The sequence below is a fragment of the Anabaenopsis arnoldii genome, from assembly GCF_028331025.1.
Classification (GTDB): Bacteria; Cyanobacteriota; Cyanobacteriia; order Cyanobacteriales; family Nostocaceae; genus Anabaenopsis; species Anabaenopsis arnoldii.
In genome coordinates, this window is record NZ_JAQMUH010000036.1 from 15,352 (window position 1) to 29,850 (window position 14,499).

Below are 14,499 nucleotides of genomic sequence, written 5' to 3' on the forward strand. Positions count from 1 at the left end.
ATCATTCCGACTCTGGTGATGAGGTGGACTGCGGTAATTCAGCAGGTTGGCGACTACGGCGTAAAGCGTCTCGTAACCGATTTTGACTAGAAGAAGTATTGTTTGTGGTCAGCGGGGGATTTGTACTTGTTTCCCCTGCTGGTGTGACAGAATTAGTAGAGGTTTCCTGACTGCGGGTATTGCGCAAAGAATCTCTCACATTTCCCGGTGTAGGGGTCTTTCCTTGTCCAGAGGATGAACCCGCGGCTGTGTTTTGCTCAGTCTGAGGTTTTCGTCTGACGCGTCTAACTGGGTTTGACCTGGTGGGAGTGCTGGTAGTCGGTGTAGGACTGGAACTAGATGATTCTGTTTGGCGACTTGTTTCCCTGGAACGGCTGGTTTCTTGCTTTTTTTTCCGTTCTTGGACTTGGCGGTGTCGCTGTGAACCTTCCAGGGTAAAATCAGTAGCTATTGATATCCCTTCTCTCCCGCCTTCGGACGGTTGTAATTTCCAATTATTCGCTTGTTTCCTGATTTCTTCATCCAATCTTCTGTTACCGCTTGACCTGATAATACGGACATTGGTAACATCACCTTTGGCATCAATATCAACAGCAACTTCTACTCTGCCTTCGATACCTTGGCGTCTGGCAAATTCTGGATAGTTAGTATTACATCTAACACAAGCTGCACGTCCAGTAGATGATCTGCGGGAATTACCACGACGATTAGTACGTTCTGATCTGCTATTAGCTGGGGGTGTGGAAGGCTGTACTGATACTTTATTATTGCTGGTCGTGCCAGTATTTGCTGTGGAGACTGAACTTGTGCCACTTGGTTGATTTGACTCTCCCCTATTAACACTATCACTATTTCCCTGTGTAGCTCTAGAATCTCTTGTACCAGTCAATACCCCTGGATTTTTTTCACTAGTTTGAGTGGGGGGAGTAGCAGTTATTGCTTCTGATGTTTGTGAACTCAGTACAGATTCTAGCCTAGATACAGCTGCTTGGCGTGACACTTGTGGGGTGTTTGTGGTAGCTGTGGTTGTTGGTGTTGGCGGTGGAACTGGGGGAGTTTTGACAGTTTCAACACTTTGAGTGGGGGTAGTAGCAGTTATTGCTTCTGATGTTTGTGAACTCAGTACAGATTCTAGCCTAGATACAGCTGCTTGGCGTGAGACTTGTGGGGTGTTTGTGGTAGCTGTGGTTGTTGGTGTTGGCGGTGGAACTGGGGAAGTTTTGACACTTTCGACTTTTACAGGTGGTGGGGTGATTGGGGTTGGTCTGAGTGTAACTACAGGTTGCTGTTGGATAATTTCTGGTTGAGACTGGTTTACAGTCTGATTTCTAGCTGGACTGGGTGAGGTATCGTTACTGCTAATAATCTGGCGAGGTTCTGGTAATGTCTCTGCTTGGGGAATTGGTGCGGGTGGTTTTTCTACTTCTGGAATGGGAGAATCAATCATCACCACTTCTATTGGTTGATCTTCTATTTGGTGCGGGGTACTCCGCAGGAGATAAGCTAACAGTGATGACAGTACCCCAATATGAAGTACTAGAGAACCAATGAGACTATAAATCAGAAAATACTTGAGAGTCTTAACTTCTTGTGAACGATATTCTAAGGTAATGCCAGAAAAACTCATAGCCTATTGCCACTTATTCTCAGTTACCTGGTAATCTTACCACTTCTTGCCAGGGAGGAGGAAGCTAGACTATACGTAGGCTTAAAAAAACGTAATCACCAAATAGGGCATTCCTCAAAAAAACTAGCCTATTTATCTTAGTCTATTTCCATGGGTGAACTTTATGCCATTTTGGCAATTTCATCTTCTTGGTATCCCCCTAATCTTGATCTGGTGAATAGAATAGGTTTAAAGTCTGTGTGCTAACTTACAGCATACTTCATCGGAGTAGGTACAAGGGCGGGCAAGATGCCTACCCCACAAAAGTTTTATGATTCAATCTGTACTTGACATTCGGTGCAAGTTGCTGTATCGGTATTTCCCGATAGAATGCTGACCACTTTCATTAATTTCTGGTCGTTAGAGAAATTAAAAGGACAAAAAACTATCTTTGAAGTAGGCTTGTAGGATCTCAACACTGGTAATATTTTTATGACTTCCCTGATTCGTTTTTTGATGTGCGCTCCTGACCACTACGATGTAGATTATGTGATTAATCCCTGGATGGAAGGGAATATTCATAAGTCTTCGCGCGATCGCGCTGTGGAACAGTGGCACAAACTCTATAACATTCTTAAACAACACGCTATCGTAGATTTAGTAACGCCCCAAATAGGTTGGCCTGACATGGTGTTTACCGCCAATGCTGGGTTAGTCTTGGGGAAAAATGTCGTCCTCAGCCGATTTCTCCACAAAGAACGTCAGGGTGAGGAGCCTTTCTTCCAAACTTGGTTTGAAGAAAATGGTTACACAGTTCATTTACTCCCTAAAGACTTACCCTTTGAAGGTGCTGGAGATGCACTGTTAGACCGGGAAGGACGTTGGTTATGGGCGGGATATGGTTTTCGTTCTGAATTAGATTCTCACCCTTATTTAGCTAAATGGTTAGATATTGAGGTGTTATCCCTGCGTTTAACTGATGAGCGTTTCTATCACTTAGATACTTGCTTTTGTCCTTTAGCTAACGGCTATTTATTATATTATCCTGGTGCTTTTGATGCCTATTCTAACCGTTTAATTGAAATGCGGGTTGCACCAGAAAAGCGCATAGCAATTACCGAAGCCGATGCTGTCAACTTTGCCTGTAATGCGGTGAATGTAGAAAGCATTGTGATTATGAATAAAGCCAGCAATGCTTTAAAAACAAGTTTAGCAGAGGCGGGCTTCCGAGTGATTGAAACGCCACTGACAGAATTTCTCAAGGCTGGTGGTGCTGCTAAATGTCTGACCCTACGTGTTACTGAGCCAATAGATATTAATATTCATGCGACGGTTTCCGTAGAAAGCCGGATGATTCGGTTAGAAGGGCATTTACTGGACTCTGGTGTGATTAACCAGGCTCTAGATTTAATTGTAGATGGTGGTGGTAGTTTCCAAGTGATGAATTTCACCTTGGGAGAACAACGCCAGAGTACATCAGCTGCTGAGGTGAGAGTTTCAGCCCCCTCCCATGAGGTGATGGAAGAAATCATCTCTGAGTTAATTGATTTGGGGGCTGTGGATTTACCCCAAGATGAACGGGATGCTAAACTGGGACCTGTGATTCAAGCCGGGGTGGCTCCTGATGATTTCTACGTCAGTACTATTTATCCCACGGAAGTACGCATTAATGGTGAGTGGGTGAAGGTGCACAATCAGCGCATGGATGGCGCGATCGCCATCACTCAAACTCCCAATGGCTTAGTGGCTCGGTGTAAACTTTTACGTGAGTTGGAGATTGGCGACAGGGTAGTTGTAGATGTGCAAGGTATCCGTAGCATTCGCAAAGCTGAATCACGGGAACAGCGTCACGGTCAAGAATTTACCTTTATGTCATCGGGGGTTTCCAGCGAAAGACGTGTGGAATTAGTGGTGGAGCAAGTAGCGTGGGAGTTACGTAAAATTAGGGACGCTGGTGGTAAAGTAGTTGTGACGGCAGGCCCAGTAGTGATTCACACAGGGGGCGGTGAACACTTAGCGCGGTTAATTCGGGAAGGATATGTACAGGCGCTCTTAGGGGGGAATGCGATCGCCGTCCACGACATCGAGCAAAACATGATGGGAACTTCCCTGGGTGTGGACATGAAACGAGGTGTCGCCGTCCTGGGGGGACATCGCCATCACCTGAAGGTAATTAACACTATCCGCCGTTATGGCAGCATTGCCAAGGCTGTGGCTGCTGGAGTGATTCCCAGTGGTGTAATGTATGAATGTGTCACTAATAATGTACCTTTCAGCCTAGCTGGTTCGATTCGGGATGATGGACCTTTGCCTGATACCCAAATGAATTTGATTAAAGCCCAGGAGGAATACGCCCAACTCATTCAAGGTGCGGAGATGGTTTTAATGCTATCTAGTATGCTGCACTCTATTGGGGTGGGAAATATGACTCCGGCTGGGGTGAAAATGGTCTGTGTAGATATTAATCCGGCTGTAGTGACTAAATTAAGCGATCGCGGTTCTGTAGAATCAGTAGGTGTAGTGACAGATGTGGGTTTATTCCTGAGTCTGTTAATTCAGCAGTTGGATAAGTTGACAAGTCCCTATGTAGCTAGTGTAGGTTAAGAAATGTTGCACGCAAAGTCGCAAAGGCGCAAAGAAGAAGATGTCCAGAGTAGTGTTTCAGCAAGATGTACAGATTAATTGGGTGAGTTTTATTGCTGATTTCCTTTTGGTGGGGATGGTTTTTGGCCCCCCTCTTGCTCCTTTCTTGGCTGCGTCTGATGTGTCTTTGCTCGGCAGGATTGCGGATATTATCTATTTCATGGGTAATCATGTCTGTCCGCAACCTGATATGGGACTAGATTTAGCACCCCCGTTTATTATGGCTGTGTGTATGCGCTGCTATGGTACTGTGACGGGGTTGCTAGTGACTCGCTTGTTGTATGGGGTAACTGGTGGTAAAGGTTTTTACTGGTTAAGTCAATACGGCTGGAATGGTGCAGCCTTAGCCAGTGTGTTGATGATGGCTTACCCCTTGGAATTAGCGGCCCAGGTTTTTGGGTTGTGGGATTTTAATAATTATTTAGTTACACCGTTTGGGTTAATTACGGGTTTGGCTTGGGGTTTATTTACTATGCCGCTTCTGCACGGTTGGCAACAAGGTAAACGGACAAATTTCAGCAGCCAATGGCATAGAATTAAAAAAGAAGCTCACCGATAGTTACCACATGAACAAGACATTATTGTTCAATGCGTCAAGTCAGTCACCATGTCTGTAAAGCATATCAGTTTCGGGTTAGTTGCGATCGCTATACATTTTCTAATTTTATACTGTTTTGGGGGTTTATTTCACGCAGAGTAGCAGAGACTTGGAGAGTCTGCTTGACTTGAAATTACATTTACACTCGCTTGATTTTAAACCAACAAGCTAAATTACATACGTAAAATTACGTAATTATGAATAATCCAGATTTTTGGAATGATGAACCAACCTAAAATCCCAACTCCTCTTTCTCTCTGCGAATTTGCGCCTTTGCGTGGTAAAAATCATTTCTTAAACCACTCCACAACACCCTCAGCCAAAACCCTCGCTAACCTCCTTTGTTCCTGAACATCCATCGCCAACTCAAAATCATCAGGGTTACTCATAAAACCCAACTCCAATAAAACCGATGGCGCAGAATGGGGACGTGTTAGCGCTAAATTATGCCAATACACCCCAAAAGAAGACCTACCCAAATTTTGCACTAACCGATTTTGCAGTAACACAGCTAAACTGTGCGCTTGGGGATGATACCAATAACTACTAACTCCCTTAGTATTTTCCGCATCACCATCATCAGCCAAAAATCGATAATGAAAAGTCAGTGCGATGTCTACGGCGGGCGAAGCCATCGCAGGTTCATTTTCCTCTATCATTTTCTGACGTTCCACCAAAGACAAATCCCGGTCATCTTCTCTAGCCATTACCACTGTTGCACCTCGTCGCCGCAATTCATCCCGCAAAAGTTTTGTCACTACCAAATTTAAATCTTTCGCTAAATAACCTGTTGGTCCTGCTGCGCCTAATTCTTCCCCACCATGTCCGGCGTTCAGCAGAATTTTTACCCCAGATAAAGGTTGTGTTTGTCTGCGGGGAAGAACCGGAGGATGACGCAAACTTAAAACTAAGCTTGTATCTCGGTATTGCAGGTTATATCCCCACTGTTGATTTGTTTTGAGGTTAAAAGTATATTGCACCTTGCCAGGAGCTATTTGCTGCCAATCTAGACGAGAAATTAAAGGGTTATCATCTAGGCGAATTGTGTCTGTTTGGGCAGTGGTGTTATGTAAAGTCAGGGTAAGAGTTTTATCCCCCTGTTTTACAGTGACAGGGACAGGAACTTGCAAAGGAAAGACTATTTCTGTTGTTTTCGGTAATTCCCGCGAAATTATACTGCGAATCATCGAGTGTGGTGGAATTGCACCTGGAATCATCCGAGTTTCTTGACTATGAATCCAAGCTCCATAGTCTAAACGCAACCAATCACCTTCTTTACCTGTAACAGATGCTCTCACACCTTGGGGTAAAGGCGTTAACCGTGAATCAGTGGTACTGGGGCCTGTCCGCGCCACACCAGCCTCAGCTATGATTTCTACTATTGGAAGTTTGGCTGGTAAAAGGGTTTGAATCTTACCAGAACTGACTTGAGTTGTTGTCTCGCTATTGAGAGTTAATTGATATTCTGGTTTTTTTCCATCTGGTAATATTCCTAATTTTGTACATCCCTGATATTTCCCTGGGATAATTTGAGTGATGGGTTGATTTTTACCATCTATATATATGGCTGAATTACTGGGTAGAGATATTTGTTTTAGTTGCGGTGATAGCTTAACAGTTTGCTCTCCCAATCTTACGCTTACATTAGCATTAGGAGAGGCGATGCCTACGGCGGGCGAAGCCATCGCACTAAAACAAATTTCTTCTCCTGGTAGTCGATAAATATCAACTTGGGGCGTAAGGGTATTTTCTCCAAAGGCTAATCCTTGGGGGATTTTAGGCTGATTATCAACTCTAGTTACCTGTATTTGCAGTTGTTGATTGTCGTAAGTCACAGTAAACCGATTTTCTCCCACCTCCAAGGGAAAGCTAGGGGCGAAATGTCCAGATTTACTGCGCTTAATGGGTTGATTATTAATTAAAACTTGTCCTGTTGGTGGTGCGGTTCCCAGAAGAAATATTTTATCTGTATTAGTTTGGTGATTTGCTGGCGGATAAACTATTTTCAGCGTGTTTTCTTGCGCCCAAGCTAGGCTGGGAGTTGTGAAGGAACCAAGAATGATTAATCCTAAAAGCGATCGCATGATTAAAATGTTTTGGTGGGTTATATCAATTTACATTGAAGCTGCATAAAAAAGAGCTTCGAGAATAAAATCATAAGAAGTCAAGGAAATAACACGTTCCGATGTGATTTGACTGAGAAGTTCGTTGAGGCGAGCGCGAAGTTAATCAAGTGTGTTGAAAACTTGTCCTTTGATTTGAGATTTGAGAAACAACCAAAATCTTTCAATGGGGTTAAGTTGTGGACAATGGGCTGGTTGACACAGGGGAATAATATTTTCAGGCCACTTCAATTGAGAGGTAAAATGTGCTGCGGCTTGGTCAATTTTAAGGAGTGCAATATCTTCTGCGAGTTGAGATGAAAGCGCATCTAAAAATTGTTGAAAATGTTCTCCACAAAGCTTTGGATATTCCAAGCAAAAATGCTATCCACTCAATGGTTCAACAACACCATACAGCCAAAAACTTTCTCGCTTCCATGAAACTCTCACGAATGGTTGAACACCAGGACTAGTCAGAACACGTCTAGGTCGGGTTTTTAATCCCAATCGGGTCTCATCTTGACATAGATAACGTAACCGTTTGCCTTGACCAAATAGTTTTTGCCAAATTATCACTGCTTGTGCAATGTTTTTTTAAATGTCTCTATTGCTTGTGGGTCTTGCTTGACACTGCATCGTCTTGGTACTTTCAGCTTGCAACCGAGCTTGTATCGCACTAGGTAATGTACCATTCGGTAACTTACATCTAATCCATAATTGTCATTGAGCCAACTCACAATTTCTCCGTAACTCGCAAAACCAGCGGACGAATTTAATTGAGTTTTGAGCGATTCGAGTACCTCACCTTTGATTTTTGGCTCTTGTCCGGGTGGTTTTTTCATTTTCAGTAACCCAGCTAATCCAAGAGTCGGTATTTCTGTAACCACCTTGTTATCGTTGATGGGTCACGTGCTAGTCTTTGTAAATTGATATTACAACGGTACAAACCTTTTCAAGAAAATATAATTGATCGCCGTCTAACCCACCCTACTTTTAAACCACTCTACAATTCCCTGAGCTAAGGCTTTTGATAATTTTTTCTGTTCCTGAGAATTTGTCAACCATTCAAACTCTTGGGGGTTAATCATAAAACCTAATTCCAATAACACTGATGGCGCAGCATGGGGACGTGTCAGGGCCAGATTATTCCAGAACACACCATAGGAGGGTCTGTTCAGCTTTTTGACTAAATAATTGTGCAGGAATACAGCTAGGCTGTGGCCTTGGGGATGATACCAAAAAGTGCCGATTCCCTTGGTGTTTTCAGCGTCACCACTATCGGGTAAGGCATTGTAATGTATGGAAAGGGCGATCGCCGGTTCTTCTCGATGTATCATAGCCATGCGATCGCCCAGAGAAACTTCAATATCACTATCCCTAGTCATTACAACAGTAGCCCCTAATTTTACCAACTCATCCCGTAATAATTGGGAGACGACTAAATTAACTTCTTTTTCTGTATATCCAGTTGGACCCACAGCACCGGATTCTTTGCCACCATGTCCGGGATCGAGTAGAATCTTGATATCAGATAGGGGTTTTCGTCTTTTCCGTCCCCTTGTTGGCGGATGACGCAAAGCTAAAATCAGGGTTGTATTGTCGTATCTGAGCTTATACCCCCACAGTTGACTTTTTTTCAGGTTAAAGGCGTATTTCACCTGTTCTGGAGCTACCTGCTGCCAATCTAGACGAGAAATTAAAGGGTCATCATCCAAACGGATTATGTCTGTTTGGGCGGTAGTATTGTAAAGTGTGATAGTGAAATGATCATCGCTGTGTTGCACGCTCACGGGTACAGGAACTTGTAGAGGGAAAACTATCTCTGTCGTACCAGGAATCCGGCGATATCCGACACTGCGAATCGTTGTGCGTGGCGGAATTGCACCTGGTAAAACACGAGTCTCCCTGCTATGAATCCAACCACCATAGTCTAGGCGTAACCATTCACCTTCACGGCCTGTAATTGATGCTTGTGTACCTTTGGGGAGGGGGGTGAGTCGGGAATAATCTGTACCTGGTCCTGTCCGCGCTACCCCTGCATCTACTACTACCTCGGCAACTTCTAAGTTTGCAGGTGAGACAATTTGAATATTGCCAGTTCCTGGTTGAGTTATCGTCTCGCCGTTGAGTGTTAGTTGAAATTCTGGTTTCCCCAAATCTACGCTTTTCCCATCAGCAATCATGTTATTACCATCAATTGGGGTTAGGGAAACAGCTTGTTGAAACGTAGTGCAACCCTCATACCTTACCGGGATCGACTCAGCATAAGGCTGGTTGTTTCCTGTAAGTGCTGCTAAATTACTTGGTAGTCTTATCTGCTGAGGTTGGGGTACAAGAGCAATAGTTTGATTTGCCAGATTGACAGATACACTGGCGTTAGGGGGTGCAATGGCGCTAAAACAAATTAATTCTCCCGGTAGTTTGGCAATGTCAGCTACAGGAATCAGAGAATCTTTGGCAAAGGCTAATCCTTGAGGTAACTCGGCTACCGTCGCCAGCCTTGTAACTTTAATTTCTAGTTGCTGATTTTGGTGACTGACAGTAAAGAGATTTTCTCCTAACTGCAAAGGGAAACTGGGCGCAAAATGCCCGGCTTGACTGCGGTTAATTGCCTTACCATTGATGAGAACCTTTCCATCTGGTGGCGCAGTCCCAATGAAAAAGATTTTTTCGGAGTTTGTTTGGTGGTTGTTTGGGGGATAAACAACTAATAGTGATGGTCTGGCCAATGCGACTACAGAGGAGGTAACGATAAACCCTAATATTACTAAACCTAGAAGTTTTTTCACGACAACAGCACAAAATATTTCACCACAGCAAATGTGGCACAATGACGGGATGTTTTTTGAGAAGTTGCTAAAAATTCTAACTACTAACTTATGACTAAGTTTATCTTTGTAACTGGAGGTGTAGTTTCCAGTATTGGTAAGGGCATTGTAGCAGCAAGTCTGGGCCGTTTACTCAAATCGCGAGATTATTCGGTGTCGATTTTGAAACTGGACCCTTATATTAATATTGACCCAGGTACTATGAGTCCTTTTCAGCATGGGGAAGTTTTTGTTACCGAAGATGGTGCGGAAACAGATTTAGACTTGGGACATTATGAACGCTTTACTGATACTTCTATGTCGCGGCTAAACAGTGTTACCACTGGTTTAATTTACCAAGCAGTAATTAATAAAGAGCGGAGGGGAGACTATAATGGCGGGACTGTACAGGTTATCCCCCATATCACCAATGAAATTAAAGAGCGGATTCTGACTGTGGCTGAGGCTACAAATCCATCTGTATTAATTACGGAAATAGGTGGGACTGTCGGTGATATTGAATCACTGCCATTTTTGGAAGCTATTCGCCAGTTACGCAAGGAAGTGGGACGGCAAAATGTGTTGTATATGCACGTTACCCTGGTACCGTGGATACCTTCGGCCGGGGAAATGAAAACCAAGCCCACACAGCATTCTGTCAAGGAATTAAGATCAATTGGCATTCAACCAGATATTTTAGTCTGTCGCTGCGATCGCCCCTTACCTGTGGGATTAAAACGCAAGTTGTCGGAATTTTGCGATGTTCCAGAGGAATGCGTCATTACTGCCCAAGACGCTGGGAGTATTTATGAAGTACCGCTAATTGTAGAACAGGAGGGATTAGCAGAACAAGTATTAGCGTTGTTGCAAATGGAACAACGCCCACCAAATTTGGTCCATTGGCAAACAATGGTAGAACGCTTATACAGTCCTCAGTACAGTGTGGAAATTGCCATTGTAGGAAAATATGTACAGTTAAGTGATGCGTATCTGTCCGTAGTAGAAGCACTGCGTCATGCAGCTATTGCTACATATGGTGATTTGCGCTTGCGATGGGTGAACTCGGAAGATTTAGAAACCCAATCGCCGGAAACTCATTTAGCAGGTGTGGATGGTATTCTAGTCCCGGGTGGTTTTGGTATCCGCGGGGTGGATGGTAAAATTGCAGCTATTCAATACGCTCGCGATCGCCAAATACCCTTTTTAGGTTTATGCTTAGGAATGCAGTGTTCCGTAATTGAGTGGGCGAGAAACGTACAAGGATTAACGGGTGCAAACAGTGCGGAATTTGACCCCAAAACCAAGTATCCAGTCATCAACTTGTTACCAGAACAGCAGGATGTAGTTGACTTGGGCGGTACGATGCGACTGGGACTCTATCCTTGTCATTTGCTCCCTAATACTCTAGCTGCTAATCTTTATCAACAAGAAGTAGTTGACGAGCGCCACCGGCATCGGTATGAGTTTAATAATAGTTATCGTCAGATGTTGTTAGAATCTGGGTATGTGATCAGTGGAACTTCCCCCGATGGACGCTTGGTAGAAATTGTGGAATTTCCCCAACATCCCTTCTTTTTAGCCTGTCAATTTCATCCCGAGTTTCATTCGCGTCCTAGCACTCCTCACCCTTTATTCCAAGGATTTATGGAAGCCGCTATTAACAGAACTCATCCTGTATCCAACTTACCAACACCTGTACAGGTTTCTTGAGTATATTCTCAAAGTCTTGTTGAGACACCAGACAAGTTTCAACGTCAATAAATACAACGATGAGGAAATAGATACCCGACTTCTTCGAGAAGTCGGGTATTTGCTCATTCACCGCAGTAATTCTAATTCCCCTTCCCAAGAAGTAATGATGCCAACTTTGCAGCGCCCACCATGCCCGCATAATTCCCTAATTCTGCCGGTAAAATTTCTAACCCTGCGCGACTCGTAGCCATGACTCGCTGCTCAATTTCTGCCTTCAGTGCGGGGTAAAAAAACTCAAAGCTAGCACTAACTCCACCACCAATAATAACTGCTTGGGGAGTTAAAACGTAAATTAAACTAGTTAGACCAATACCCAAACACATACCATATTCTTGCCAGAAAGTCAAGGCAAATTTATCTCCCGCCGCAGCCAGCGCGCCTAATTCCCATGCTTCCTGTCCAGTGCGGCGACGAATTGCCGTAGCTGAAGCATACTGTTCTAAAGAACCGGAATTACCACTCTTACACACAGGCCCATCGGGGTTTAAGGTAATCAAACCCAGTTCCCCAGCAGCGCCTTCATGTCCTACAAACAGTTTGCCATTGAAAATAATCGCACCACCAACCCCAGTTCCCAAGGTCAATAAAATTAGATTGTCAAAGTGGCGACCAGCGCCCAACCAAGCTTCTGCCAAACCGGCACAGTTGGCATCATTAGCAATAACCGTAGGTTTACCTGTTTTGGCTTCTAACCAGTCCGCTAAAGGTACATTTAGCCATCCCGGTAGGTTGATGGCAATTTGGGCAATGCGTCCACTTTTATCAGCTGGACCGGGAGTACCCACACCAATGGCAATAGCTTGATTATATGGGTCAACTTGAGCGATCGCATCTATAATTACAGCTACAACGGCTTTTGGTGTCGATGGTTGGGGAGTGGCTACAGTCAAAGATTTTAAGCAAGTACCATCCGGGTTGAACCGTCCCAGCTTAATGGCTGTCCCCCCCACATCAATACCAATTAATTGTGAATTAACCACCTGAAAAAATATTATTTAGCTTTTTTGGGTTTTATTGAACAAAAAATCCTGGGTTTGGTGTTTTCTGTGCGTCCATAGGTGAACTACTAACCATGACTGAATGAAAACTCCTTGGTTCGTCGTACCAAGCTGTCATCGGTGTACCCCGCAATAAGCCGGACAGGGCGACGGATAGCATAAACCCACCAGTAGCAGCCGCAATTAAAGAAATATTATCTTTCACTCTAACCTCTTGGTAATAACTTCAACAATATTTAGTTGACTTCTCCCCTGGATGGAATCACAGGGGATTCTAAACTGATGTTGCTACGCAGGACCAAGCCATGCTACGCAACGTTTACGATATGATTTATTTAACCTTTTAAACAAGTCATATCGTTGTGGCACAGTCAAAGATGCCCTACCCACCTCGACTAAGGATAAACCTAGCTGTGTGGCTACTTTTCTTAAAATATTTGCTGCTGCTTGGGCATCTGCCGAGGTGAAAAATCCTTTGGCAGATTGATATAATCCACGTTTTACTCTTTTACCTGACGGGTTCCATCCTGCGGGTTTTTCACCATGCTTGTAGAGGTTATCGTCATCTAAGTAAGACGCTTTTGATGTGTACGCTTCCTCCGTTATGGTAACAATAATTCCATATTCGCTAGCCAACTCTTTTAATCTTTGAATGAGTCTACCTGTGGGAATTGGGACAAAGTTTTGATTGTTTGTTTTACCTAAGCTAGCATTAATTTTTTGCCCTTCATTCCAACCAATAACTATATTTCCTATCTGGTCATTCAGGCATCGGTTGACAATAAACCTAGCTGCTTTGTTGATAGCATCTCGCATTTGGTTATTACGTTGGCGTTGAATACGGTCAAGGTTGGTATCCCAATAAAAATTAGGCTTACCCTGCTTGTATTTGGCGACTAAACGACAATAACCTTGATTCATTGATTTGAGTTTTCTGCCATCAATAATCAGGCTTTTACTCAGTGTAGAAACTCCAGTTAACCAATTCGTACCCCCATGGTCAAGTCCCCATGCTTGAGAATAATCAAGATGTGGGTTGTTTTTTATTGATTCTTTTCCATCATCAATCACCCAGTTAATCCAGAACTCACCACAATAAGGACGGACTGTGACTTCCTTTACCCAGTCAGAATCAATAAAATCAGGTAAAGGTAGTTTGATGTCTGTAATTAACTCTGGTTTAGTTTCTTTACTAATTGAGGGTTTGAAATAACCATTTTTAAAAGTGAGTGCTTGACGAGGAAATGTTACTGCTGCGAAACCTCCTTTCTTGCGATACTTAGGTAATGAAGGTCTAATTACATCCCCGTTGTAGTAAGCCTTAACTAATCCGTTGTAACTGGCTATTGATTCACCAACTAGCTTTAAGGTTTGTTGTGCTGCTTGGGCGGCCAACCCTTTGTAATGTGGATTTTCTTTGAGGACTTTATCTAATTCAGGATAAGTGGTTTGACAATGATAAGTTTTCCACCCACTACGTAATTCATCACCACACCAGTAAGTTGTCAAAGCATTATCCATGCTTTCTAATCTTGCGTAATGACTTTGGCGAGTATGGTAAATCGCACAATTTATTAAGCTATTTGAGTGCTGACATTGGTCAACCCAAAAAGCTTTTTCTTCATCTGTGAATCTAGCTCTAATTGGAATTGTTCTGTACAAGTTTTACTCACCTCCTGTTTATGAGTATAATTGAAGTTCAACCAGACCAGGTTCATTTTTTTATTAATGCACCGACCCATGAATCACCGGCAGATATAGCTAGGTGGGTTAAGGGTAGGGCATCAAATTACTTAAGGAAAGAATTTCCACAATTAAAAAAACTACCTTCTTTGTGGACACCAACTTACTTTGTTGCGACAACTGGACAAGTTAGCACTGAGGTACTTAAAAATTACATTGAAAACCAGCGTGGTAAATGAGGAAACACACAGGATAAATCCCCTTGAGTCGCGCGCGTTTCATCCCCTCGCTAAAGCGTAGGGGATGAAAC

11 protein-coding genes and 1 pseudogene are annotated in these 14,499 nt (G+C 43.5%); 4 read left to right on the top strand and 8 right to left on the bottom strand.

Going from position 1 to position 14,499, the window contains the following annotated elements; all coding sequences use genetic code 11:
* Position 1: 1 nt before the first annotated feature.
* A complete protein-coding gene (locus tag PN457_RS02915) occupies positions 2-1,627 on the bottom strand; it encodes an energy transducer TonB (RefSeq protein WP_271731226.1) in 1,626 nt (541 codons plus the stop codon).
* A 471-nt stretch (positions 1,628-2,098) separates the two neighbouring features.
* On the opposite strand from PN457_RS02915, the gene argZ reads away from it, so the two are divergent.
* Both argZ and PN457_RS02925 read left to right on the top strand, forming a co-directional pair.
* Positions 2,099-4,210 (top strand): bifunctional arginine dihydrolase/ornithine cyclodeaminase, encoded by a 2,112-nt coding sequence (gene argZ, locus PN457_RS02920; RefSeq protein ID WP_271731227.1) that lies wholly within the window; start codon positions 2,099-2,101, stop codon positions 4,208-4,210.
* 40 nt (positions 4,211-4,250) lie between these two features.
* Positions 4,251-4,808: a DUF2085 domain-containing protein gene (locus tag PN457_RS02925; RefSeq protein ID WP_271731228.1), complete on the top strand. Its 558-nt coding sequence runs from the start codon at positions 4,251-4,253 to the stop codon at positions 4,806-4,808.
* Positions 4,809-5,134: 326 nt separating this feature from the next.
* On the opposite strand, the gene PN457_RS02930 is transcribed toward PN457_RS02925, so the two are convergent.
* The 4 genes from PN457_RS02930 to PN457_RS02945 all read right to left on the bottom strand — a co-directional run bounded on the left by PN457_RS02930 (position 5,135) and on the right by PN457_RS02945 (position 9,738).
* Entirely contained in the window at positions 5,135-6,931 is a 1,797-nt protein-coding gene (locus PN457_RS02930; RefSeq protein ID WP_271731230.1) for an N-acetylmuramoyl-L-alanine amidase, read from the bottom strand.
* Between the two features lie 141 nt (positions 6,932-7,072).
* Entirely contained in the window at positions 7,073-7,324 is a 252-nt protein-coding gene (locus PN457_RS02935) for a transposase (protein ID WP_271731232.1), read from the bottom strand.
* Between the two features lie 197 nt (positions 7,325-7,521).
* Entirely contained in the window at positions 7,522-7,791 is a 270-nt protein-coding gene (locus PN457_RS02940) for a winged helix-turn-helix domain-containing protein (protein ID WP_271731235.1), read from the bottom strand.
* A 135-nt stretch (positions 7,792-7,926) separates the two neighbouring features.
* Complete coding sequence (locus tag PN457_RS02945) at positions 7,927-9,738, bottom strand: N-acetylmuramoyl-L-alanine amidase (protein WP_271731237.1); 1,812 nt, start codon at positions 9,736-9,738, stop codon at positions 7,927-7,929.
* A 90-nt stretch (positions 9,739-9,828) separates the two neighbouring features.
* Here PN457_RS02945 and PN457_RS02950 point away from each other — a divergent pair, with 90 nt between their 5' ends.
* Positions 9,829-11,466: a CTP synthase gene (locus PN457_RS02950; RefSeq protein ID WP_271731238.1), complete on the top strand. Its 1,638-nt coding sequence runs from the start codon at positions 9,829-9,831 to the stop codon at positions 11,464-11,466.
* Positions 11,467-11,588: 122 nt separating this feature from the next.
* On the opposite strand, the gene PN457_RS02955 is transcribed toward PN457_RS02950, so the two are convergent.
* The 3 genes from PN457_RS02955 to PN457_RS02965 form a co-directional block, all read right to left on the bottom strand.
* On the bottom strand, positions 11,589-12,488 hold the full coding sequence (locus tag PN457_RS02955) for an ROK family protein (RefSeq protein WP_271731239.1): 900 nt from the start codon (positions 12,486-12,488) through the stop codon (positions 11,589-11,591).
* Positions 12,489-12,519: 31 nt separating this feature from the next.
* The gene (locus PN457_RS02960) at positions 12,520-12,711 is read right to left on the bottom strand and encodes a hypothetical protein (protein WP_271731240.1); all 192 of its coding nucleotides are present in this window, start codon (positions 12,709-12,711) and stop codon (positions 12,520-12,522) included.
* An 83-nt stretch (positions 12,712-12,794) separates the two neighbouring features.
* On the bottom strand, positions 12,795-14,168 hold the full coding sequence (locus PN457_RS02965; RefSeq protein ID WP_334310743.1) for an RNA-guided endonuclease InsQ/TnpB family protein: 1,374 nt from the start codon (positions 14,166-14,168) through the stop codon (positions 12,795-12,797).
* Positions 14,169-14,197: 29 nt separating this feature from the next.
* On the opposite strand from PN457_RS02965, the pseudogene tnpA reads away from it, so the two are divergent.
* Positions 14,198-14,428, top strand: a pseudogene (tnpA, locus tag PN457_RS02970) (IS200/IS605 family transposase); the annotation flags it as partial.
* Positions 14,429-14,499: the final 71 nt, after the last annotated feature.